Origin of the sequence: Pseudomonas sp. ANT_J12, assembly GCF_008370045.1 — a bacterium.
Taxonomy (GTDB): Bacteria; Pseudomonadota; Gammaproteobacteria; order Pseudomonadales; family Pseudomonadaceae; genus Aquipseudomonas.
Window position 1 is genome coordinate 275,959 of sequence record NZ_VOBN01000006.1, and the last position, 23,510, is coordinate 299,468.

Genomic DNA, 23,510 nt, shown 5'->3' on the forward strand with positions numbered 1-23,510 from the left:
TCACACTTGGCCGTATTGCTGCCCATGGCGCAGCCAGCGATCAAGCAACGGGCTGACATGATCGGGCCAGCGCTCCAGCAGCGCCTGGGCCGCATCGCGCACGGCGGGCAGCAGGTCGGCGTCACGCATCAGGTCCGCGACCTTGAATTGCAGCAGGCCGGTCTGGCGTGTGCCGAGCATTTCGCCGGGGCCGCGCAGTTCGAGGTCTTTTTCGGCGATGACAAATCCGTCGTTGGTCTCGCGCATGATGCCCAGGCGCTGACGGCCGATCTGTGACAGCGGCGGATGGTAGAGCAGCACGCAATGGCTGGCGGCGCTGCCCCGACCGACACGACCGCGCAACTGGTGCAGTTGCGCGAGGCCGAGGCGTTCGGGGTTTTCGATGATCATCAGGCTGGCGTTGGGCACGTCGACGCCGACTTCAATCACCGTGGTCGCGACCAGCAGTTGCAGGTTGCCCGCCTTGAATTCGGCCATCACCGCAGCTTTCTCGACAGGCTTCATGCGCCCATGGATCAGCCCGACCTTCAACTCGCCAAGGGCGGCGGTCAGGTCTTCGTAAGTGGTTTCCGCCGCTTGGCAGGTCAGCTCTTCGGATTCTTCGATCAGCGTGCAAACCCAATAGGCCTGACGTCCTTCGGCACAGGCGCCGCGCACCCGTTCGATGACTTCAACGCGCCGTGTATCGGTGACCAGCACGGTGTTGACCGGGGTTCGACCGGGAGGCAGTTCGTCGAGGATCGAGGTGTCGAGGTCGGCGTAGGCGCTCATGGCCAACGTCCGTGGAATCGGCGTGGCGGTCATGATCAGTTGATGCGGGCACATCCGTCCGCCCACGCCTTTCTGCCGTAGGGCGAGGCGCTGCTGGACGCCGAAGCGGTGCTGTTCGTCGATGATTGCCAGCGCGAGGTTCTTGAACTGCACTTCTTCCTGGAACAACGCATGAGTGCCGACCACCATGGGCGCGCCGTTGGCGATTTGCTCCAACGCCGCGACGCGGTTCTTGCCCTTGAGCTTGCCGGCCAGCCACGCGACTTCGATGCCCAGCGGTTCGAGCCAGCGCTTGAAGGTGATGAAATGCTGTTCAGCGAGGATCTCGGTCGGCGCCATCAAGGCAACCTGATAACCGGCCTCCAGCGCTTGCAACGCGGCGAGGGCGGCGACCACGGTTTTGCCGGCGCCGACGTCACCCTGGATCAGGCGCAGCATCGGCTCGTGCTGGCTGAGGTCGTAGGCGATTTCATTGCCGACCCGTTGCTGGGCGCCGGTCGGCGTGAAGCCGAGGTTGGCCAGGTACTTGGCCGGCAGCTTGGTGGCTTTGGGCATCGCCGGCGCGCGCAGGGAACGCATGCTTTCGCGCAGGCGCTGCTGGGACAGTTGATGGGTCAGCAGTTCTTCAAAGGCTAAGCGATGCTGCGCCCAGTGATGACCGAGGGCGAGTTCGTCGACGTCGGCATCGGCGGGCGGGTGATGCAGGTAGCGGATCGCATCGGCCAGCGGCGCCAGTTGATAGTCCCGGGCCAGTTCGGTCGGCAGCCAGTCGGGCAGGCTTGTAGGGCCGAGCAGGGTCAGGGTTTGCATGCACAGTTGGCGCAGGCGTTGTTGGGTCAGGCCTTCGGTGAGCGGGTAAACCGGGGTCAGGGTTTCATCCACCGGCGGCGGCTCGTCGCCGGTGATGGCGCGGTATTCCGGGTGGTAGATTTCCAGCCCCGAGGCACCGGGCCGGGCTTCGCCGTAGCAGCGAATCCGCGTGCCGCGTTTCAGGCCTTCTTTCTGGGCGTTGCTGAAATGGTAGAAGCGCAGGCTGAGCCCGCCGGTGCCGTCCTGAATCCGTACAACCAAGCTCCGGCGGCGGCCCATGACCACGTCGGCGCCGCTGACGGTGCCTTCGATCACGGCGTCCTGACCGGGTCGCAAATGGCCGATCGGGACCACACGAGTGCGGTCCTGGTAGCGCAACGGCAGGTGAAAGAGCACGTCCTGGAGATTCTCCAGGCCGACCTTGGCCAATTTCTCGGCCATGGCTTCACCGACACCCTTGAGTGCCGTCACTGACACTTGCGACAACTCGGTCATGGCAGCGACTTAACCGGCCACCACCGGCGCTTGTGGCTTGGCCACCGAGCACAGGCGAATGGAGTCAGCGAGGATTTCAATCGCCTTCGGCCGCGGGAAGCTGGCGCGCCAGGCGATGGCCACGGTGCGGAACGGCACCGGCGGCGACAGAGGACGCACGGCAATCACGCCGGGGGCGTAGTGGTGACTGTCCACGGCCGACAACGGCAGGATCGAGATGCCCAGGCCGGAAGCGACCATGTGGCGGATGGTTTCCAGGGAGCTGGATTCCACCGTGGTGTGCTTGGCGCCGTCGTTGCCTTTGCCCAGGGTCGGGCAGGCTTCCAGCACCTGGTCGCGGAAGCAGTGGCCTTCACCGAGCAGCAGCAGGCTCTTGTCGTTGAGCAGGGCGGCGTCGATGGTTTCTTTCTGGGTCCACGGGTGCTGGGCCGGCATCAGGACGTAGAACGGTTCGTCGTAGAGGGGCAGGGTCAGCACGTCGGCTTCGTTGAACGGCAGGGCGATGATGATCGCGTCGAGCTCGCCGTTGCGCAGTTTGTCGCGCAGCACGTGGGTGAAGTTTTCTTCGATGTACAACGGCATCTGCGGGGCGACCCGGTGCAGTTGTGGAATCAGATGTGGAAACAGGTACGGGCCGACGGTGTAGATCGCGCCGACTTTCAGCGGCGCGGTCAGTTGGTTCTTGCCGGCCTGGGCCAGTTCGCGGATGCCTTGGGCCTGTTCCAGGACTTTCTGCGCCTGGGCCACGATGCCTTCGCCGACCGGAGTCAGGCGCACGGCGCTCTTGCTGCGCTCGAAAATCAGCACACCGAGTTCGTCTTCAAGCTTTTTCACGCCCACCGACAGGGTCGGCTGGCTGACGTGGCAACGCTCGGCCGCGTGGCCGAAGTGCTGCTCTTGGGCGAGGGTAACGATGTAGCGTAATTCTGTAAGAGTCATAGCGAGCGTCCATGAAGTTGCGGGCCAAGCATACCGGCTGCAATCGATAGACGCACGTTATCAGAGAGAGTGTGTTGAGTGACACAGGGCAATGCGGGTTTGCCGCTGGCGGATAAGCAAAAGGCACCTTTCGGTGCCTTTATGGCCGCTGCATAACCTGTAGGAGCAGAGCTTGCTCGCGAAAGCGGTTTATCAGCCAACATGGATGTTGGATGTGATGGCCTCTTCGCGAGCGAGCTTCGCTCTTACAGTTGCCGTGTGTTGTTTAGCGCCGGCGTTTTTCCAGCGAATAAACAAACGGTGCAACGATTTCGATCGAGCCGTTGTTCAGCATGTCGGCCGGTGGCTTGGGCAGCGGCTGGGCACGTTTGATCATGTCCAGGGTCGCCCGGTCCAGGTCGGCGTTGCCGGAACGGCCCACCAGTTCGAACGACAACACATTGCCTTCACCATCGACCACGAAGCGCAGGCGGTTCAGACCTTCCTTGCCCCTTGATTGCGCGCTGGCCGGGTACTTTTTGTACTTGGCCAAGTGCGCGAGCAGGGTGCCTTGCCAACTGGCCTTGGCGGCCTGCTGGGCGGGCGATGGTCCTGGCGCCGGTTGTGCGGATTTCTCGGTCGGGGCCTGGGTCGGTTGCGCGTCGCTCGGTTTTTCCTCGGACGGTTTTTCCTTCGGCGGCTCCGGCTTTTTCTCCACAGGCTTGGGCGGTTGCGGCGTGGGCTTGGGTTTGACCGGTTTCGGCACGGCAATTTCTGCCTTAGGCACTTGCGCCAGTTTCGGGATCGGCAGTTCTTCCACCGGGGCCGGTGGCTGTGGCGGCGTGATCACCTTCGGCGGTGCCGGCGGTGGTGGGGCCGGAAGCGGCGCCAACTCGACCATCATCGCCTGGGGAGGCAATTCAATCGGTGGGCGCGCCGTCCAGTTCACCGCCAGCGCAATGGCCAGCGCATGGACGCCCAGCACCACGGCCAGGCTCCCGCTGTAACGCGTCAGCTTATGGCGCGTCGTGATCATTTCTTGACTGCCGTCTCAAGCCCGACCAGACCCACCTTCAGGTAACCGGCGGAGCGCAGGTTGTCCATCACGCTCATCAGGTCGCCGTAATCCACGCCTTTATCGGCCTGGAAGAAGATCGTCGTGTCTTTCTTGCCCTTGGTCCGGGCGTCGAGGGTGGCGCCGAGTGCTTCGGCCTTCACTTCGTCTTCACCGAGGAACAGGCGCTGGTCAGCTTTTACGCTGAGGAATACCGGTTTCTCTGGCCGTGGCGCCGGTTTGGCGCTGGAGGCCGGCAGGTCGACCTTGATGTCCACGGTGGCCAACGGTGCAGCCACCATGAAGATGATCAACAGCACCAGCATCACGTCGATAAACGGCGTGACGTTGATTTCGTGGTTCTCGACCAGATCGTCGTCTGCGCCTTCTTTCAAATGCAAGCCCATGGCTGATTACCCTACTTTGACCACGTGGGGTTGCGTGGAGCGCTCAGCCGTCGGCAGGTGATCCAGATCACGGCTGACCAGCAACAGGACTTCAGCAGAGGCGTCCGACACCTGCGCCTTGTAACCGGCGATGGAGCGGGCGAAGACGTTGTAGATGACCACGGCAGGAATCGCGGCAACCAGGCCCAGCGCAGTAGCCAACAGGGCTTCGGCGATGCCGGGAGCGACGACGGCGAGGTTGGTGGTATGGGTTTTGGCGATGCCGATGAAGCTGTTCATGATGCCCCACACGGTGCCGAACAGACCCACGAACGGCGCGGTGGAACCGATGGTGGCGAGCACGCCGGTGCCGCTGCTCATGTTGCGACCGCAGGCGGCAACCAGACGCTCGAGGCGGAAGGCGACACGTTCCTTGATGCCTTCTTTCTCGCGGCTGTTGGCCGACAGGCGCATTTCTTCGAGGGCATCGTGGACCAGCAGATGAGCGAGGGTGCCTTGCTTGGTGGCGCTGGCGCTGGCTTCTTTCAGGGTGGTGGCTTTCTTCAGGTGGACGATCTCACCGCGCAGACGACGCTTGGCGCCCATCAGCTCAAAGCCCTTGGCGATCCAGATGGTCCAGGTGATGATCGAGGCGATGGCCAGGCCGATCATCACGATTTTCACGATAATATCGGCGTTCTGGTACATGCCCCATGGCGACAGGTCGTGGGCCATGCCCAGGGAATTGTCCGGTTCGAGGACTTCTGGCGCGTCTTCGGCGTTGGCATCTACCGCCGGGGCCGGATCGGTTGCGGCAGGTACTACGGCGGGAGCGGCGTGATCCGCCGGGGCTGCAGCGGTGGCAGCAGGAGTGGCAGGTGCTTGTGCATCAGCGAAAGCGGCAACAGGCGCCAGCATCAGGCTGAGCAGCAGGGCGGCCACAGCGCTCCAGGCGCGAGGTCGTTTGGTTGGCGAAGCGGGGAATTGATTGCGTGTCATGCTGGCCGGACCTGAGAGAAAAATAGGGTAAATGTTCTTCCAGGCCTCGTAAGGCCGAGAACAAAAGTGGTCGGCATTATTGCAAGTAATTCTTGTTAACAGAAGTAATGGCTTCTCTTTTTTTCCTCCATTGCTATCCGATCGTCCTTTACGGGCGCTAATCTGTACCTTTCCTGAGGGAGTTTTCTGATGTCTGCGCCATCTGTTTTGATCGCCGGCTGCGGTGATGTCGGCAGTCGTCTGGCCACGCAATTACTGGCTTCGGGTTGGGAAGTTCACGGCTTGCGGCGTGACGTCTCGCGCCTGCCCGAAGGGGTGATTGGCGTTGCCGGCGACTTGTTCAATAAAGACTGTCCGGAAACCTGGCCAATCGGTGCGGTGGATTACCTGGTGTATTGCGCGGCGGCCACCGATCACGATGAAGCAGGTTATCGCGCCGCTTATATTCAGGGTTTGCAGCACGTGCTGGAATGGCTGGGCGATTACGGCCAGGTGCCGAATCGGTTGCTGTTCGTGTCCAGCAGCAGCGTTTATGGCCAGCAGGAGGGCGAGTGGGTCGACGAGACTTCACCGACTGTGGCGGCTGGTTATTCCGGGCAAGTGATGCTGGAAGCCGAGCAAATTGCCCTTAATAGCGGCATCCCGGCGAGCATCGTGCGGCTGACCGGGATTTACGGTCCGGGACGCGAATTTCTGCTGACTCAGGTTCGTCGCGGTTATCGCGTGGCGATTGACCCGCCGTTATACGGCAACCGCATTCACTCGGACGATGCGGCTGGGTTGATGGCGTATCTGCTTGAGGCTGATCAGCGAGGAGTTGCGCTGGATAACGTCTATATAGGCGTCGACGATGCGCCTGCGCCATTGGCTGACGTGGTGGGCTGGTTGCGTGAGTATCTGGGCGTGACCGAGTGGGCCGAGAACGAGAGTGTGCGCAGGACTGGCAGCAAGCGTTGCAGCAATGCGCGGGCGAAAGCGCTGGGCTGGGAGCCGAAGTACCCGAGTTATCGCGAAGGCTATGCCGCAATTCTTGGAGACCGCAGCTAACTTCGAGTCACCCAAAACAACTGTAGGAGCAAGGCTTGCCCGCGAAAGCGATGTAACAGCCGACATAGATGTTGGATGTTATGACGCTTTCGCGGGCAAGCCTCGCTCCTACAGGTATTCGATCACTGCTTTTCCAGCAACCACTTGCGATCACCCGGTGTGAACTGCGGCATTTCATCCGCCTGCGCCGTGTTCACGGCCTGGAAGATTTCCAGTTCCTTGCCTTTACGCGCAAAGATCCAGGTGTTGCCCTGGCCGTTGAGTTGCAGCCACATATTGTCGTTGCCACCGCTCATCGACGCGCAGTCACCCGCCAGACACAGGGCATAACGATCCGCACCCGGCAGGCCGGCCACCTGGCCATCCGCCTGGAACTGCACGGTGCTGCCTTCACCCTGGCCGTTGACGATTTTCCAGCTGCCGCCCATGTAGGCCGAGTACAGCGCGCGTTCGAAGCTGGCGCCAATTGGCGCGCCTTCCGGGACTGGAATCAGGGCGCGGTCGAAGACTTGCGCCGGTTCGTTGTCGTTGGCGACCTGGCTCAATTGCTTGCCGTCACGTCGCAGTTCGCTGGCGGAACTGCCATAGAAGTCGACTTTCCAGGCGCCGGACTCATCGGCCAGCAGCTTGCCTTCGACGTTTTCAAAACCGTTGGTGTAGCGGGCCTGGCTGGCCTTGGTGTTGACGTCCCATTCCAGGTTCGGACCGTAAGCCTGGAGCGCTTCGCGCAGGGGGCCGCCCTTGGAGGCAGCATCGATGGCCACCTGGTTGATCCAGGTGCCGCTGATATCACGGTCGGCAGGGTTGCTGGCGCAGCCGCCGAGGAAAACGGCGAGCAAGGAGAGGGCAAGCGCTTTGCGCATGGTGGAATCCTTTCAAAACGAAAACGGCGCAACCTGGGAGGCTGCGCCGGATGTATTACTCGATGACCAGAATGGCGTCCATTTCTACCTGCGAACCCTTTGGCAGGGCTGCAACGCCAATGGCGGCGCGGGCAGGGTAGGGCTGGTCAAAGTATTTGCCCATGATCTCGTTGACCTTGGCGAAGTGGCTCAGGTCGGTGAGGAAGATGTTCAGTTTGACGATGTCCTTGAACGAACCGCCAGCGGCTTCAGCCACGGCTTTCAGGTTCTCGAACACCTGGACGGTCTGGGCTTCGAAGCCTTCGACCAGTTCCATGGTTTTTGGGTCCAGGGGAATCTGACCCGACATGTAGACGGTATTGCCAGCCTTGATCGCCTGGGAATAAGTGCCGATGGCGGCCGGGGCTTTGTCGCTGGTGATAACAGTCTTGGTCATGAATGACTCCTTGTAATGGATGGGCTACGCACGCATGCGGGTGATGCGAATCACCCCGGTCAAGGCGCGCAGTTTCTTGATCACGCGGGCCAGATGCACACGGTCGTGCACGCTGACCACCAGTTGGACCACGCTGATGCGACCATCGCGTTCGTCCATGCTGATTTTTTCGATATTGCCGTCGGCCGCGTTGACGCTGCTGGCCAGCAGGGCGATCAGGCCGCGCTGATGTTCCAGTTCGACGCGCAACTCGACGTTGAATTCGCCGGTGACATCCTTGGCCCACGAGAGCTGGATGCATTTTTCCGGGTTGTGGCGGATTTCGCTGATGTTGCGGCAGTTGTCCAGGTGCACGACCATGCCTTTGCCCGCCGACAGGTGCCCGACAATCGGGTCGCCCGGGATCGGCGTGCAGCACTTGGCGTAGCTGAGGACCAGGCCTTCGGTGCCGCGAATCGCCAGTGGGCCTTCGGCGCTCGGCAGTTGTTCGCCTTCGCCCAGCAGGCGGCGAGCGACCACATAGGCCATGCGATTGCCCAGGCCGATGTCTTCGAGCAGGTCTTCGATCAGTTCCAGGCGGTACTCGGTGAGCATCGCCTTGACGCGCTCGGCCGGGACTTTGTCCAGGATGCTGTCGAAACCGTTGAGGACCTTGTTCAGCAGGCGTTCGCCGAGGCTGATGGATTCGGAGCGGCGTTGCAGCTTCAGCGCATGGCGGATGTGGGTCCGCGCCTTGCCGGTGACCACGAAGTTGAGCCACGCCGGGTTCGGCCGCGCGCCAGGCGCGCTGACGATCTCGACCGTGGAGCCGCTTTGCAGCGGTTCGGACAGCGGTGCGAGACGACGATTGATCCGGCAGGCGATGCAGCTGTTGCCGACGTCGGTGTGCACCGCGTAAGCGAAGTCGACCGCTGTGGAGCCTTTGGGCAGCTCCATGATCCGGCCTTTGGGCGTGAACACGTAGACCTCGTCCGGGAACAGGTCGATCTTCACGCTTTCGATGAATTCCAGCGAGTTGCCGGCGCGCTGCTGCATTTCCAGCACGCCTTTGACCCACTGGCGGGCGCGGGCGTGAGTGCCTTTTGGTTGCTCGTCGCCGCTGGATTTGTACAGCCAATGGGCGGCGATGCCGTTGTTGGCCATCTCCTCCATTTCACGGGTGCGGATCTGGATCTCGATCGGTACGCCGTGCATGCCGAACAGCGTGGTGTGCAGCGACTGATAGCCGTTGGCCTTGGGGATCGCGATGTAATCCTTGAAGCGTCCCGGCAACGGTTTGTACAAATTATGCACAGCACCTAGCACGCGGTAGCAGGTATCGACCTTGTCGACGATGATCCGGAACGCGTAGACGTCCATGATCTCGTTGAAGGCCCGACGCTTGCCGCGCATTTTCTTGTAGATGCCGTAAAGGTGTTTCTGCCGTCCGCTGACTTCGCCCTGGATTTCATCAATCGCCAGGCAATGGCTCAGGGACTCTTCGATCTTGTTGACGATTTCCTTGCGGTTGCCCCGGGCGCGTTTGACCGCCTGGTTGATCCGTGCGGAACGCATCGGGTGCATGGCCTTGAAGCCGAGGTCTTCGAATTCTATGCGGATGGCGTGCATGCCCAGCCGGTTGGCGATGGGCGCATAGATTTCCAGGGTTTCCTTGGCGATGCGCCGGCGTTTTTCGCCGGACAGCACTTCCAGCGTGCGCATGTTGTGCAGGCGGTCGGCGAGCTTGACCAGGATCACGCGAATATCGCGCGCCATGGCCATGGCCATTTTCTGGAAGTTTTCGGCTTGGGCTTCGGCTTTGGTCTCGAAGTTCATCTGGGTCAGTTTGCTGACCCCGTCGACCAGTTCGGCCACGGTTTCGCCGAACTGCGCTTGCAGCGCTTCCTTGGCAATCCCGGTGTCTTCGATCACGTCATGCAGCATCGCGGCCATCAAACTCTGATGGTCCATGTGCATGTCGGCAAGAATATTCGCCACGGCAAGGGGATGCGTGACATACGCCTCACCGCTGCGGCGGCGTTGGCCGTCGTGGGCTTGTTCGGCGTAGAAATACGCTCGGCGGACCAGGTTCACCTGGTCCTTGCCGAGGTAGGTCGATAAGCGATCGGCGAGGGCGTCTATGCTCGGCATGATGACTCCTGCCGTTCGCTGTGACCCCGCGCCGTGCTACGTCGACCAGGCATAGGCTTAGACGGCCTCGTTGGACTCGTCCTCGAACGCTGCGAACAGCGGTTCGTCTTCGACGATTTCAGCATTGGCGATGAACTCATAGCTCATCAGGCCTTCAGCGATTTCACGCAGCGCTACAACGGTAGGCTTGTCGTTTTCCCACTGAACCAGTGGCTCTTTGCCGCCGGTGGCCAGTTGACGGGCACGTTTGGTGGACAGCATGACCAGCTCAAAACGGTTTTCCACGTGGTTCAGGCAGTCTTCAACGGTTACGCGGGCCATGGTATTCCTCGGAGCGAATGCAATATGCGCGCTGCCCGGTTGGGCGAGCGGACTCAACAGTTTAAAAAATCACCAGCGATTAGGGAAGCGCTGATTTTTTGACCAAGCCCTTCAACGCGCTGCAAGTGCCAATGTAAAGCCCCCGCAGCGGTTTTGGGAAGAGCTGTTTAGCCGAGCAATTCAGCCAAAAGTTTTCCGTTACGCTGCTGCTGACGCTTCTGATGCAGCTGATTGGCACGGAAAATCGCCTTCAAATCGTGCAGGGCGTGGGCAAAATCGTCGTTGATGATCAGGTAGTCGTAGTCGACATAGTGGCTCATCTCGCTGACCGCTTCACGCATCCGGCCGTCAATGATCTCGTCGCTGTCCTGGCCGCGATTGGTCAGGCGCTGGTGCAAGGCTTCCAGGGACGGCGGCAGAATGAAGATCGAACGGGCTTGCGGCATCAACTTGCGCACTTGCTCGGCGCCCTGCCAGTCGATTTCCAGGATCAGGTCGTGGCCCGCGTCCAGGGTCTGCTGCAAGTGACTTTGCGAGGTGCCGTAGAGATTGCCGAACACTTCGGCGCGCTCCAGGAAATCACCGTGTTCGCCCATCTTCACGAACGCTTCGCGCGAGACGAAGTGATAGTTCACGCCGTCCACTTCACCGGGACGCATGGCGCGGGTGGTGTGGGAAACCGAGACGCGGATTTCCTGGTCGGAGTCGGTCAGGGCCTTGACCAGGCTGCTCTTGCCCGCGCCCGAAGGCGCGGAAATGATGTAAAGGGTGCCGGTGCTGTGGGTCATGTCGGGGTAGCCTTACTCTATGTTCTGTACTTGTTCGCGCATCTGCTCGATCAACACTTTGAGGTTGACCGCCGCCTGGGTGCTGCGCGGATCGAAGGCTTTGGAGCCCAGTGTATTGGCTTCGCGGTTGAGTTCCTGCATCAGGAAGTCCAGGCGCCGACCGGCCGCACCGCCGGACTTGAGCACCCGGCGCACTTCGATGATGTGGGTGCTCAGGCGATCCAGTTCTTCGGCGACGTCGCTCTTTTGCGCGAGCATGACCATTTCCTGCTCCAGGCGCTGGGGGTCCATATCGGCTTTCATGTCGGCAAAGCGATCGAGGACTTTCTGGCGCTGGGTGGCGAGCATCTGCGGGACCAGTTCGCGCAGGGTCACGACGTCTTCTTCAATGGACGTCAGGCGCTCGTTGATCAGGCGAGCCAGCTCCGCGCCTTCGCGCTCGCGGCCGGCCTTCAGCTCTTTCAAGCCTTGATTGAACAGCGCCAGTGCCTCGGCATTCAGGGCTTGCGGGTCAGTAGCGTCGCCCACCAGCACGCCGGGCCAGGCCAGGACTTCCAGCGGGTTCAACGCCGCCGGGTTCTTGATCAGGCCGGCAATCGTTTCGGCGGCCGCGACCAATTGCGCGGCGCGCTCGCGATCCACTTGCAGGGTTTTGCCAGTGCTTTCTTCAGTGAAACGCAGGGTGCATTCCAGCTTGCCTCGGGAAATGCCCTGGCGCAGCGCTTCGCGGACGGCGCCTTCGAGGTCGCGAAAGGATTCCGGCAGACGCAGGTGCGGTTCCAGGTAGCGGCTGTTGACCGAGCGCAGTTCCCAGCTCAGGGTGCCTTGGACGCCGGCGTTTTCGACACGGGCGAAGGCGGTCATGCTGTGCACCATGGAGGTACCTCGCAATGCAGGCCGGCGCGAAACCCGTAGGGCTTCGCGGACCCGATATCAATGAATGTAAGCCGACTGGCAGCAAAGGCGCAGGATTGTAGCGCAGTGGGGCGGATGCGCCCAAACACACCCTGTGACAAAGGGCAGCAGGCCGTCGGTTAGGCACTTTTTGCCGCCTTCAACCGTCGGCCGGATTTTTTAGAAGTGCCCAGTCGTGGCTGGCGGCTCTATAATGCTTCGCAGTTTTCCGTCCCCAGTACAGGTATTCCCTATGAAACGTCCAAGTGGTCGCGTTGCCGATCAGCTCCGCTCGATCCGCATTACCCGCAACTACACCAAACACGCCGAGGGTTCTGTGCTGGTCGAGTTCGGTGATACCAAAGTCATCTGCACCGTCAGCGTCGAGAACGGCGTGCCACGTTTTCTTAAAGGTCAGGGCCAAGGCTGGTTGACCGCTGAATACGGGATGCTGCCGCGCGCCACCGGCGAGCGTAACCAGCGTGAAGCGAGCCGTGGCAAGCAAGGCGGGCGCACCCTGGAAATCCAGCGCCTGATCGGCCGTTCCCTGCGCGCTGCGCTGGACATGTCCAAGCTGGGCGATGTCACCCTGTACGTCGATTGCGACGTGATCCAGGCTGATGGCGGGACTCGCACCGCATCCATCACTGGCGCCATGGTTGCGCTGGTCGATGCCTTGAAAGTGATCAAGAAGCGCGGCGGCCTGAAAGGCGGCGACCCGCTCAAGCAAATGATCGCGGCCGTTTCGGTGGGCATGTACCAGGGCGAACCTGTGCTTGACCTTGACTACCTGGAAGATTCGGCTGCCGAGACTGACCTGAACGTCGTGATGACCAGCACTGGCGGCTTCATCGAAGTCCAGGGCACCGCTGAAGGCGCGCCGTTCCAGCCGGAAGAGCTGAACGCCATGCTGGAACTGGCCAAGAAAGGCATGAATGAAATTTTCGAACTGCAGAAAGCCGCCCTGGCTGACTGATCGAACCTTTCCACACCAAGGAGGACGCCATGAGTGATCAGCAACTGCTACCCACGCCGAGCCAGGAGGTTCGTCAGTGGGCAATGTTTTGTCACTTGTCCGCCTTGCTGGGGATCTGGATTCCGTTTGGTACGCTGATTGGCCCGTTGATTCTCTGGCAGATGAAGCGCGAGAGTGATCCGTTTATTGATGCGCAGGGCAAGGAAGCGCTCAATTTTCAGATCACCGTCGCCATCGCCGCGACCCTATCGTTCTTTTTGATGTTGGTGGTCATCGGGTTCTTCCTGCTGGGCCTGATCGCCATCGGCGCGTTGGTGCTGACGATCATCGCTGGCGTGAAAGCCAATGAAGGGGTGCCTTATCGATATCCGTTCACCTGGCGGGTGATCAAGTAACGATCAAGCCGGACAGGCCCGCCTTACATTGAGCGCTGTAAAACAAATGCCCTGACTTGTCAGGGCATTTGTATTTTTGCAGTTAAATTCACATCTCTGGCGCACGGGGCGGGTGATAACTGCGCCGCAGTTCTATATCAGCGATCACTCTTACATCTTTAGTCACAACTGTAATGCCTCAACATTGGCTGCGTCCTTGGCAATGAGACTTTACGGTTGATAGAGTTGCCCCACGTTATATTCACTAAGAAATATTTCGACATATTCAAGCCATCGAAGGTCCTTGAATTTCAAGCAATCAGTGTTGAGAAACTCAGCCGGTTCAAGAGGCGTGCGCAGGTAAAAAGTTCGCCTTTGAATATATATAGCCAAGAATAATCCCAATGATTCAGCTCGATTTTTATGGAACGCTTGTGGCCGCCTCCTTGGTGCTTTTGCTGGGGCGCGGACTTGTTACACGTGTTGGTTTTCTACGTAATTACAATATTCCCGAACCCGTTGCCGGCGGTCTGTTGGTTGCCCTGGCTCTCCTGATATTGCGAACTTTTGATATTGAAGTCCGCTTCGGTACTTCATTACAGACGCCGTTGATGTTGGCTTTTTTCGCCACGATCGGCTTGAGTGCGGACTTCGCCAGTCTGAAGAAGGGCGGTCGCGTAGTGGGCGTTTTTCTGCTGGCGGTGGCCGGACTGCTGATCGTCCAGAATGCCATGGGCATCGGCCTCGCAAAAATGCTCGGGCTCGATCCTTTGATGGGACTGCTGACCGGTTCGATTACGTTGTCGGGCGGTCACGGTACAGGCGCTGCATGGGGGACGGTGTTTAGCGAGAAGTATGGTCTGGCGTCGGCCTCCGAGCTGGCGATTGCCTCTGCGACGTTCGGCCTGGTGTTGGGTGGCTTGATTGGTGGTCCGGTCGCTCGCCTGCTGATCAAGCGTGTTCAAGTACCAGGCTGCCATCCTCAGGAAACACCACAGTTGCCAAAGGGCTTTGAGCAGCCGAACAAAGAGCGCTCGATTACGCCATTTTCGTTTATCGAAACACTTGCCCTGATTGCCGTCAGCTTATTGGCCGGCAATCTTCTGAATGGCTGGCTGCAAGGAACGGCACTTGAATTGCCGACGTTCGTTTGTGTCTTGTTCGTGGGTGTCGTTTTACGCAATGGGCTTTCAGCGTTGGGCTTGTATCAGGTATTCGAGCGTGAAGTCTCGGTGCTGGGGAATGTCAGCCTGTCGCTGTTTCTGGCGATTGCCTTGATGTCGCTCAAACTGTGGGACCTGGCGGCACTGGCCTTGCCGATCTTCATCATTCTGGCTGCGCAAGCGTTGGTCATGGCGCTGTTTGCGATTTTCGTGACGTTCAGAATCATGGGCAGTAACTACGATGCGGCGGTGTTGGCGGCAGGGCACTGCGGTTTCGGGCTGGGTGCCACACCTACGGCCATCGCTAACATGCAGGCGGTGACGCAGCGCTACGGGCCTTCGCAGATAGCGTTTCTCGTGGTTCCGATGGTGGGTGCGTTCTTTATCGACATCATTAACGTCATCGTGATCAAGTTGTACCTTGCGCTGCCGTTTTTTGCCGTTGCCTGAGGTTCGGGTCATGTCGACTGATGCATAAAAAAATGCCCGTATCTTGCGATACGGGCATTTTTTATCGGCGAATCGACGCTTAGATAGTCAGCGTCCAGTCGTAGTCCACGATCAGCGGTGCGTGTTGCGAGAACCGTGGCTGACGTGGCAGGCGTGCGCTGCGTACAAAGCGGCGCAAGCCCGGGGTCAGCAACTGGTAGTCGAAACGCCAGCCCAGGTTGAGCATCTCAGCCTGTTCGTTGTCCGGCCACCAGCTGTACTGGTCGCCTTCACGACTGACTTCGCGCAGGGCATCGACATAACCCATATTGCCGACAATCTCGTCCATCCAGGCACGTTCAGGTGCCAGGAAGCCCGGGGATTGCTGGCTGTCGCGCCAGTTCTTGATATCCAGCTTCTGTTGCGCCACGTACAGCGAGCCACAATAAATGTACTCGCGACGCTTGCGTCGCTGTTTATCCAGATAACGGGCGAAATCGTCCATTAGCTTGAACTTCTGGTTCAAGTCTTCATCGCCATTCTGCCCCGAAGGGAGCAGCAAGGTCGCGATGCTGACCTTATCGAAATCGGCTTGCAGGTAGCGCCCGTAGCGGTCGGCCGTCTCGAAGCCGAGACCGCTGATGACTGCCTTCGGTTGCAACCGCGAGTACAAAGCCACGCCACCCTGGGCGGGAACTTCAGCTTCGCAGGCATAAAGGAAGTAGCCATCCAGTTGGAAGGCTGGATCGTCCAGTTCAAAGGCGGAGGCGCGGGTGTCCTGCAGGCAGATGACGTCGGCATTCTGTGCTTGCAGCCAACTGAGCAAACCTCGCTCCACTGCAGCCTGAATACCATTGACGTTCACACTGATGATCCGCATAAATGGCCCCAAAAATCGCGTGCGTGTATGATACACGGCGTCAACCTAATTAGCTAAATCCGTGGTATTTGGGGTTTTTTTCATGCAAGCGTATCAGCGCGATTTCATTCGTTTTGCCATCGATCGCGGCGTTTTGCGCTTCGGTGAGTTCACCCTGAAGTCCGGGCGCACCAGTCCTTACTTCTTCAATGCCGGCCTGTTCAACAGTGGTTCGGCCCTGGCGCAACTGGGTCGTTTCTACGCGGCAGCCATCGTTGAGAGCGGCATTCCCTTCGATGTTCTGTTTGGCCCTGCGTACAAAGGCATCCCGTTGGCGGCGACCACTGCAGTGGCCTTGGCCGAACATCACGGCCGTGACCTGCCATGGTGCTTCAACCGTAAGGAAGCCAAGGCCCACGGCGAAGGCGGCAGCCTGGTCGGCGCACCGTTGACCGGTGAAGTGCTGATCATTGACGACGTGATCACCGCCGGCACCGCGATCCGCGAAGTGATGCAGATCATTGACAGCCAGGACGGCGCCAAAGCCGCCGGCGTGCTGATCGCCCTGAACCGTCAGGAGCGTGGCAACGGCGAGTTGTCGGCGATCCAGGAAGTGGAGCGTGACTTCAAGATCCCGGTCATCAGCATTGTGTCGCTGACCCAGGTCCTGCAATTCCTGGCCGATGATCCGCAGCTCAAGCAGCATTTGCCTGCCGTAGAAGCCTACCGCGCCCAGTTCGGCGTTTAACGCTGATCTCCCTGTGGGGCGGGCTTCCTTGCCACAAATAGACGCAGGGATCGCAGGCAAAAAAAGACCCCGCTCAGCCAGGCTGAGCGGGGTCTTTTTGTAGGTGTCGCTTACGGACGCTTGCGATTGCTGATCAAAGTCCCCACACCGGTATCGGTGAAGATCTCCAGCAGAATCGCATTCGGTACCCGGCCATCAATGATCAGCGAGCTGCCCACGCCGCCCTGTACCGCTTCCAGCGCGCAACGGATCTTCGGCAACATGCCGCCGTAGATCGTGCCGTCGGCGATCAGGTCGTCGACTTGCTGGGTGGTCAGGCCGGTCAGTACCGTGCCTTGCTTGTCCATCAGGCCGGCGATGTTGGTCAGCAGCATCAGCTTTTCAGCTTTCAGTGCTTCGGCCACTTTACCGGCCACCAAATCGGCGTTGATGTTGTACGACTCGCCGTTGGCGCCCACGCCGATTGGCGCGATCACCGGGATGAAATCGCCTTTGACCAGCAGGTTCAGCAGGTCGGTGTTAATCCCGACCACTTCGCCCACTTGCCCGATGTCGATGATTTCCGGTTGGGTCATCTCCGGCGTCTGGCGGGTCACGGTGAGCTTTTTCGCACGAATCAGCTCGGCGTCTTTACCCGTCAGGCCGATGGCGCTGCCGCCATGACGGTTGATCAGGTTGACGATGTCCTTGTTCACCTGGCCGCCGAGGACCATTTCCACCACGTCCATGGTCTGCGCGTCAGTCACGCGCATGCCATCGATGAAGTGGCTCTCGATCGACAGGCGCTTGAGCAGGTCGCCGATTTGCGGGCCGCCGCCGTGAACCACCACCGGGTTGATACCCACGGCTTTCATCAGCACGATGTCGCGGGCGAAGCCGGTTTTCAGCTCCTCGCTTTCCATCGCGTTGCCGCCGTATTTGATCACCAGCGTCTTGCCGACATAACGGCGGATGTAAGGCAGCGCTTCGGACAGGACCTTGGCGGTGTTGGCGGCGGCTTCGCGTTCGAGGGTCATTCAGGGCTCCGGGTGAATCAGAAGATCAAAACGGTAGTTGGAGATCAGGGGCAACACGCTTCAACTGGACTTTGAATACGTCCTTGATGCGCTGCAGTTCAGCCTCGTCATCAGCCTCGAAACGCAACACCAGCACCGGTGTGGTGTTGGAGGCGCGCACCAGGCCCCAGCCTTTGGCGTAGTCGACCCGCACGCCGTCGATGGTGGTCAGGTCGGCGCCTTCGCCCCACTTCGCGTCGTGCAGAGCATCAATGATGCTGAATTTGCTCTCTTCGGTCACATGGATATTGATTTCAGGCGTAGAAATATCGTTCGGGAAGGTCGCAAACAGCTCTTCCGCGGTGGATTTTTCCTTGCTGAGGATCTCCAGCAACCGCGCGGCGCTGTAAATGCCGTCGTCGAAGCCGAACCAGCGCTCCTTGAAGAAGATGTGCCCGCTCATTTCGCCGGCCAACAGAGCGCCGGTTTGTTTCATTTTCTTTTTGATCAACGAATGACCGGTCTTCCACATTAGCGGACGACCGCCGTATTCCTTGATCAGTGGCGTCAGGCGGCGGGTGCATTTGACGTCGAAGATGATTTCCGCGTTGGCGTTGCGCGCCAGAACATCGCGGGCGAACAGCATCAGCAGGCGGTCCGGGTAGACGATGCTGCCGGTGTTGGTCACCACGCCGACGCGGTCGCCGTCACCGTCGAAAGCCAGGCCCAGGTCGGCGTTGGTTTCCTTGACCTTGGCGATCAGGTCCACGAGGTTTTCAGGCTTGCCCGGATCCGGGTGATGGTTCGGGAAGTTGCCGTCGACGTCGCAGAACAGCGGGATGACTTCGCAATTCAGCGCTTCGATCAGTTGCGGGGCGATCACGCCAGCCGCGCCGTTACCGCAATCGACCACGACTTTGAGGCGACGGGCCAGTTTGATGTCCTGGACGATTTCGGTGTTGTAGCGATCGAGGATCTCGACCTGGGTGATGCTGCCCTTGCCGCTGGTCAGGTTGTTGGTTTTGAGGCGTTCGTGCAGGGCCTGGATCTGTTCGTTGGCCAGGGTGTCGCCGGCAATGACGATCTTGAAACCGTTGTAGTTCGACGGGTTGTGGCTGCCAGTCAACATGACACCGGATTTACCGGCCAGTACGTTGGCGGCGTAGTACAGCGCAGGCGTTGGCACCAGGCCGACGTCGCTGACGTGGCAGCCGCTGTCGGCCAGGCCTTGAATCAGGCGTTCGACCAGTTCCGGGCCGGACAGGCGGCCATCGCGGCCGACGGAAACATTGGGTTCGTCCTGAGCCAGGCTCTGGGCGCCGATGGCACGGCCGAGCCAGTAAGCGGTTTCACCGTTCAAGAATTCCGGGACGGTGCCGCGAATGTCGTAGGCGCGGAAGATGCTGTCGGGGAACTTGGGTGTGACTTGGGCTGGACTGCTCATCTGTGGGATTGCTCCATTTCGAAAGTGACTGGACCTGCCAGGAATTAACTTGTCGGCAGGCTCAAACTGAAGGGTATGACGGCGTTTTCCACAGAGAGTTCGTGGTGTGCAAAGGCCATGACCGCGGCATCGGCGCGCATTTGGCCCGCCAATCCCTTGATATTCAGTGGTAAACCTTCCAGATGACGGCTGTGCAATTTGTACCCTGAAATGCACTTGTGGCGAGGGAGCTCGCTCGCCACAAAGGGGGCATCTATCGGATCAATGGCTACCGGAATGGCCGAAACCGCCGGCACCGCGCTCGGTTTCGACGAATTCTTCGACCATCTCGAAATGCGCTTGAACCACCGGTACAAGAACCAACTGAGCCAGACGCTCGCCCACTTCCAGGGTGAATTCCTTGTCGCTGCGGTTCCAGCACGAAACCATCAGCGGGCCCTGGTAATCGGAGTCGATCAGGCCAACCAGGTTGCCCAGCACGATGCCATGCTTATGGCCCAGGCCGGAGCGCGGCAGGATCAGCGCCGCCAGGCCCGGGTCGCCGATGTAGACGGACAGGCCGGTGGGGATCAGCAGGGTTTCGCCCGGCTTTATCACGGTGTCTTTTTCCAGCATGGCGCGCAGGTCGAGGCCGGCGGAGCCTGGGGTGGCGTACTGTGGCAGCGGGAAGTCGGTACCGATGCGGGGGTCGAGGATCTTGGCTTGCAAAGCGTGCATGTAAATTAAACCTGGTTCAGACGGTCGGCGATAAAAGTGATCAGCTGGCGAGCAATCTTGCTCTTGCTGGTCTGGGCGAAAAGCGTGGCGTGCAGGTCCCGGTCGATCACGCTGCAGGCGTTTTCTTCGCTGTTGAAGCCAATACTCGGGTTGGCGACGTCATTGGCGACGATCAAATCGAGGTTTTTGTCTTTCAGCTTGCGCGCAGCGTAATCAAGCAGGTGTTCGGTTTCGGCGGCAAAACCGACACTGAACGGACGGTCAGGGCGAGTGGCGATGCTGGCCAGAATGTCTGGATTGCGCACCATTTGAAGCAACAAGCCGTCGCCGTTCGTAGGATCTTTCTTGAGTTTTTGTGGGGCGACCACTTCCGGACGGTAGTCCGCGACCGCTGCCGAGGCGATAAACAAGTCGCAGGGGATCGCGGCTTCACAGGCGGCGAGCATGTCCCGGGCGCTGACCACATCGATGCGCGTCACGCGATCCGGCGTCGGCAAATGCACCGGGCCGGTGATCAGCGTGACGCGGGCGCCGGCTTCCACTGCGGCTTCGGCCAGGGCAAAGCCCATTTTCCCGGAGCTGTGGTTGGTGATGTAGCGCACCGGGTCGATGTTTTCCTGGGTCGGGCCGGCGGTGATCAGCACGTGTTTGCCGGTCAGCGCCATGCGCTGGAAGCAGTCCGCCGCGCACTGGGCGAGGTCGGTGGCTTCGAGCATGCGGCCCATGCCGACGTCGCCGCAGGCCTGGCTGCCGGAGGCCGGGCCGAAGGACTTGATGCCGCGGCTTTCGAGGAGTTGCAGATTGGCCTGGGTCGCAGGATCGCGCCACATCGCCTGGTTCATCGCCGGGGCCACGGCGACCACGGCGTCGGTGGCCAGCACCAGCGTAGTCAGCAGGTCATTGGCGATGCCTTGGGCCAGGCGGGCGATCAAGTCCGCAGTAGCGGGGGCGATCAGCACCAGGTCGGCCCATTTGGCCAGCTCGATGTGGCCCATGGCGGCTTCGGCCGCGGGGTCCAGCAGGTCGAGATGGACCGGGTGCCCGGACAGCGCCTGCATGGTCAACGGGGTGATGAACTCGCTGCCGCCACGGGTCATGACCACGCGCACTTCGGCGCCCTGGTCGATCAGGCGGCGAACCAGGTCGGCGCTCTTGTAGGCAGCAATGCCGCCGCCGACGCCCAGAACGATGCGTTTCCGATACAGCCGCTGCATAGGTCTGCCTTTCATTTCGTTGATGACTGCGTGGCGAAACCCCCTCCCCAGGGATGAATTCGTCCGCAAAAAAGATGGGCTACGATATCACAGCGACCGCTACGGAACAGCGGCGCCCACAGACCAGGGAGGTGTTATGAGTATTCGTGATTGGCCAGCGGCGGAGCGGCCGCGGGAGAGGTTATTGGAGTTGGGCCCGGCGAGTCTTTCGGATGCCGAGCTGCTGGCGATTTTTTTACGGACCGGCGTCTCCGGCAAAAGCGCGGTGGACCTGGCGCGACACTTGTTGAGTCAGTTCGGCAACCTGCGTTCGCTGCTGGAGGCTGATCAAAAAACATTCAGCAAACAATTGGGGCTCGGGCCGGCGAAATTCGCTCAATTGCAGGCCGTTCAGGAAATGTCGCGACGGCATCTGGCGGAACACTCACGGCAGAAGTCGGCGCTGGAAAACCCGCAGGCTGTTCGTGATTACCTCAAAGCGATGCTGCGCCATGAGCCTCACGAAGTATTCGGTTGTCTGTTTCTGGATTCCAGGCATCGGGTGCTGGCGTTCGAAGCGCTGTTTCGCGGCTCCATCGACAACACCAGCGTTTATCCGCGACAAGTGGTCAAGCGTGCCCTGGCTCACAACGCCGCAGCGCTGATCCTGTGCCACAACCACCCCTCCGGCAACGCCGACCCCAGTCAGGCGGACCGAATGCTGACCAAGAGGCTGCAGGAGGCGCTGGAGCTGGTTGATGTGCGAGTGCTCGACCATTTCATCGTCGGCGACGGTGATCCGCTGTCGATGGCCGAGTACGGCTGGATGTAGAAGCAGCTGCAGGTTTCAAGCTTCAAGCGGCCAGCTAAAGCAGTGCACGGCCTGCTCTAGCTTGCAGCTTGCAGCTTACGGCTTGAAGCTGATTTTGGAGTAATCCTGCCGGCCGAAAGGACTGACGGCGTAACCCTGCACATCCTTGCGCGTCAACGCGAACGCCGTCGGATGCGCCAGTGGCAGCCACAACGCCTGTTGCTGGATCTGCGCCTGGGCCTGTTCGTAGAGCTTGGTGCGTACGCCTTGCTCGCTGGTGGTCTTGCCGGCGCTGATCAGCTTGTCCAGGTCCTGGTTGCAGTAACGGGCGAAGTTGGTGCCGGACTTGACCGCCGCGCAGGAAAATTGCGGCGTGAGGAAGTTGTCCGGGTCGCCGTTGTCGCCGGCCCAGCCCATGAACAGCAGGTCATGCTCGCCGGCCTTGGCGCGGCGGATCAGCTCGCCCCATTCGATCACGCGGATTTCGGCCTGGATGCCGATTTCCGCCAGATCGGACTGCAACAGTTGCGCGCCGAGGCTCGGGTTGGGGTTCAGCAAGCTGCCGGACGGGCGAGTCCAGATGGTGGTTTGGAAACCGTCCTTGAGGCCGGCCTTGGCCATCAATGCCTTGGCTTTCGCCACGTCGTGGGGATAACCCGGCAGGCTCTTGGCGTAGCTCCAGGTGTTCGGCGGGTAAGGGCCGTTGGCGGCTTCGGCGGTGTCCTCGAACACAGCCTTGAGGTAATTGGCCTTGTCGAACGCGAGGTTGATCGCCTGGCGTACTTCGGGCTTGTCCAGCGGTGGATGCTGACTGTTGATGCCGACGAATGCGGTCATGAACGCGTCAGTCTTTTCCACTTTCAGCGTCGGCTCTTGCTTGGCGGCCACCACATCCAGTGGCTTGGGCGACAGGGCGATCTGGCACTCGTTGCGGCGCAGTTTCTGCAAACGCACATTGGCGTCCGGGGTGATGGCGAAGATCAACGGATCCACTGACGGCTTGCCACCGAAGTAGTCGGCATTGGCCTTGTAGCGGATCACGGCGTCTTTCTGGAACCGCGTAAAGATGAAGGGGCCGCTGCCGATCGGCTGGCTGTTGAGCTTTTCGGGCGTGCCGGCCTTCAGCAGTTTGTCGGCGTATTCAGCGGAATAGATCGAGGCGAAGCCCATGCTCAGGGTGGCGAGGAAGGTCGAGTCGGGGTGATCGAGGGTGAAGCGCACGGTCAGCGGATCGAGGGCGTCGATCTTTTTGATCAGTGCCGGCAGTTGCATCGACTGGGCATGGGGGAAGCCGCTCTGGGCGACTTTGTGCCACGGGTGAGCCGGGTCGAGCATGCGGTCGAAGCTGAATTTGACGTCTTCGGCGCTCAAATCGCGAGTCGGGCTGAAGTACTCGGTTTTGTGGAGTTTCACTTGCGGGTGCAATTTGAAGACGTAGCTCAGGCCGTCGGGCGAGACTTCCCAGCTGTCCGCAAGGCTGGCGACCACTTTGCCGCTGGCGGTGTCGAAGTCCACCAGGCGATTCATCAGTACATCGGCCGAGGCGTTGGTGGTGGTCAGCGAGTTGTACTGCACCACGTCGAACCCTTCAGGGCTGGCCTCGGTGCAGACGGTCAGGGCGGCGGCTTGGGCCAGCGGGCTCAGTAACAATGGGGCAAGCAGCAGCGGTAGGGCAGCGAGGCGCATGGTCGGATTCCTTTACAGATCGAAGGCCCATCTGCAAGTGCAGTCTGGAAAAGGCCTACCCTAGTGGGCTCTTTTGCAAATGACTATCCCCATTTTCATTTTGAGGCGACTATAGGCGCCTTATTTGGGTGTGCGCGGTTTCATAAAGCCCTTGATTGGCGTGTTGGCCGATGCTCTGCGACGAGCGGTCGCCATCGACGACA

Annotated in this window: 22 protein-coding genes and 1 pseudogene; 6 read left to right on the top strand and 17 right to left on the bottom strand. The window is 60.3% G+C overall.

Translation table 11 applies throughout. The features are described from left to right. The 5 genes from recG to exbB form a co-directional block, all read right to left on the bottom strand. Window positions 1–2,076, bottom strand: a complete 2,076-nt coding sequence (gene recG / locus FQ192_RS16120) for an ATP-dependent DNA helicase RecG (RefSeq protein ID WP_054048424.1) — start codon at window positions 2,074–2,076, stop codon at window positions 1–3. Window positions 2,077–2,085: 9 nt separating this feature from the next. Further along, a complete protein-coding gene (locus FQ192_RS16125) occupies window positions 2,086–3,015 on the bottom strand; it encodes a hydrogen peroxide-inducible genes activator (RefSeq protein WP_123408680.1) in 930 nt (309 codons plus the stop codon). A 265-nt stretch (window positions 3,016–3,280) separates the two neighbouring features. Next, a complete protein-coding gene (locus FQ192_RS16130; protein ID WP_149659473.1) occupies window positions 3,281–4,030 on the bottom strand; it encodes an energy transducer TonB in 750 nt (249 codons plus the stop codon). Then, complete coding sequence (exbD, locus tag FQ192_RS16135) at window positions 4,027–4,455, bottom strand: TonB system transport protein ExbD (protein WP_149659474.1); 429 nt, start codon at window positions 4,453–4,455, stop codon at window positions 4,027–4,029. The genes FQ192_RS16130 and exbD overlap by 4 nt, the downstream gene beginning before the upstream one ends. 6 nt (window positions 4,456–4,461) lie before the next feature. Beyond that, complete coding sequence (gene exbB, locus FQ192_RS16140; protein WP_149659475.1) at window positions 4,462–5,433, bottom strand: tonB-system energizer ExbB; 972 nt, start codon at window positions 5,431–5,433, stop codon at window positions 4,462–4,464. 189 nt (window positions 5,434–5,622) lie between these two features. Between exbB and FQ192_RS16145 the strand changes: the two genes are divergently transcribed. Then, window positions 5,623–6,480: an SDR family oxidoreductase gene (locus FQ192_RS16145; protein WP_149659476.1), complete on the top strand. Its 858-nt coding sequence runs from the start codon at window positions 5,623–5,625 to the stop codon at window positions 6,478–6,480. 122 nt (window positions 6,481–6,602) lie between these two features. On the opposite strand, the gene FQ192_RS16150 is transcribed toward FQ192_RS16145, so the two are convergent. From FQ192_RS16150 to FQ192_RS16175, 6 genes are all read right to left on the bottom strand, one after another. After that, window positions 6,603–7,343, bottom strand: coding sequence for a hypothetical protein (locus tag FQ192_RS16150; RefSeq protein ID WP_149659477.1), 741 nt, complete (start codon window positions 7,341–7,343; stop codon window positions 6,603–6,605). A gap of 55 nt (window positions 7,344–7,398) precedes the next feature. Beyond that, a complete protein-coding gene (locus tag FQ192_RS16155; protein ID WP_003229509.1) occupies window positions 7,399–7,779 on the bottom strand; it encodes a RidA family protein in 381 nt (126 codons plus the stop codon). A 24-nt stretch (window positions 7,780–7,803) separates the two neighbouring features. Beyond that, complete coding sequence (gene spoT, locus FQ192_RS16160) at window positions 7,804–9,909, bottom strand: bifunctional GTP diphosphokinase/guanosine-3',5'-bis pyrophosphate 3'-pyrophosphohydrolase (RefSeq protein WP_149659478.1); 2,106 nt, start codon at window positions 9,907–9,909, stop codon at window positions 7,804–7,806. A 57-nt stretch (window positions 9,910–9,966) separates the two neighbouring features. Continuing rightward, window positions 9,967–10,230 (bottom strand): DNA-directed RNA polymerase subunit omega, encoded by a 264-nt coding sequence (gene rpoZ, locus FQ192_RS16165; RefSeq protein ID WP_007894670.1) that lies wholly within the window; start codon window positions 10,228–10,230, stop codon window positions 9,967–9,969. 167 nt (window positions 10,231–10,397) lie between these two features. Next, window positions 10,398–11,018: a guanylate kinase gene (gene gmk, locus FQ192_RS16170; RefSeq protein ID WP_149659479.1), complete on the bottom strand. Its 621-nt coding sequence runs from the start codon at window positions 11,016–11,018 to the stop codon at window positions 10,398–10,400. A 12-nt stretch (window positions 11,019–11,030) separates the two neighbouring features. Continuing rightward, window positions 11,031–11,894, bottom strand: a complete 864-nt coding sequence (locus FQ192_RS16175) for a YicC/YloC family endoribonuclease (RefSeq protein WP_149659480.1) — start codon at window positions 11,892–11,894, stop codon at window positions 11,031–11,033. Between the two features lie 271 nt (window positions 11,895–12,165). Between FQ192_RS16175 and rph the strand changes: the two genes are divergently transcribed. The 3 genes from rph to gltS all read left to right on the top strand — a co-directional run bounded on the left by rph (window position 12,166) and on the right by gltS (window position 14,875). After that, window positions 12,166–12,888, top strand: coding sequence for a ribonuclease PH (gene rph, locus FQ192_RS16180; RefSeq protein ID WP_046030686.1), 723 nt, complete (start codon window positions 12,166–12,168; stop codon window positions 12,886–12,888). A gap of 29 nt (window positions 12,889–12,917) precedes the next feature. After that, entirely contained in the window at window positions 12,918–13,283 is a 366-nt protein-coding gene (locus tag FQ192_RS16185) for a DUF4870 domain-containing protein (protein ID WP_149659481.1), read from the top strand. 383 nt (window positions 13,284–13,666) lie between these two features. Further along, on the top strand, window positions 13,667–14,875 hold the full coding sequence (gene gltS / locus FQ192_RS16190) for a sodium/glutamate symporter (protein WP_149659482.1): 1,209 nt from the start codon (window positions 13,667–13,669) through the stop codon (window positions 14,873–14,875). 79 nt (window positions 14,876–14,954) lie between these two features. Here gltS and FQ192_RS16195 read toward each other — a convergent pair whose 3' ends face one another. Beyond that, entirely contained in the window at window positions 14,955–15,734 is a 780-nt protein-coding gene (locus FQ192_RS16195) for an exodeoxyribonuclease III (RefSeq protein ID WP_007934608.1), read from the bottom strand. An 82-nt stretch (window positions 15,735–15,816) separates the two neighbouring features. Here FQ192_RS16195 and pyrE point away from each other — a divergent pair, with 82 nt between their 5' ends. Beyond that, the gene (gene pyrE, locus FQ192_RS16200; protein ID WP_133835392.1) at window positions 15,817–16,461 is read left to right on the top strand and encodes an orotate phosphoribosyltransferase; all 645 of its coding nucleotides are present in this window, start codon (window positions 15,817–15,819) and stop codon (window positions 16,459–16,461) included. A gap of 110 nt (window positions 16,462–16,571) precedes the next feature. On the opposite strand, the gene argB is transcribed toward pyrE, so the two are convergent. The 4 genes and pseudogenes from argB to coaBC form a co-directional block, all read right to left on the bottom strand. Continuing rightward, window positions 16,572–17,477 (bottom strand): acetylglutamate kinase, encoded by a 906-nt coding sequence (argB, locus tag FQ192_RS16205; protein WP_123403785.1) that lies wholly within the window; start codon window positions 17,475–17,477, stop codon window positions 16,572–16,574. Between the two features lie 25 nt (window positions 17,478–17,502). Then, window positions 17,503–18,876 (bottom strand): annotated as a pseudogene (locus FQ192_RS16210) (phosphomannomutase/phosphoglucomutase); the annotation flags it as partial. A gap of 285 nt (window positions 18,877–19,161) precedes the next feature. Then, window positions 19,162–19,617, bottom strand: coding sequence for a dUTP diphosphatase (gene dut, locus FQ192_RS16215; RefSeq protein ID WP_123403789.1), 456 nt, complete (start codon window positions 19,615–19,617; stop codon window positions 19,162–19,164). Window positions 19,618–19,622: 5 nt separating this feature from the next. Next, the gene (gene coaBC / locus FQ192_RS16220; RefSeq protein ID WP_149659536.1) at window positions 19,623–20,831 is read right to left on the bottom strand and encodes a bifunctional phosphopantothenoylcysteine decarboxylase/phosphopantothenate--cysteine ligase CoaBC; all 1,209 of its coding nucleotides are present in this window, start codon (window positions 20,829–20,831) and stop codon (window positions 19,623–19,625) included. 136 nt (window positions 20,832–20,967) lie between these two features. On the opposite strand from coaBC, the gene radC reads away from it, so the two are divergent. Then, window positions 20,968–21,642 (top strand): DNA repair protein RadC, encoded by a 675-nt coding sequence (gene radC, locus FQ192_RS16225; protein ID WP_149659484.1) that lies wholly within the window; start codon window positions 20,968–20,970, stop codon window positions 21,640–21,642. Window positions 21,643–21,717: 75 nt separating this feature from the next. Here the strand turns inward: radC and FQ192_RS16230 are convergent, their stop codons facing one another. Continuing rightward, entirely contained in the window at window positions 21,718–23,307 is a 1,590-nt protein-coding gene (locus FQ192_RS16230) for an ABC transporter substrate-binding protein (RefSeq protein ID WP_149659485.1), read from the bottom strand. Between the last annotated feature and the right edge of the window lie 203 nt (window positions 23,308–23,510).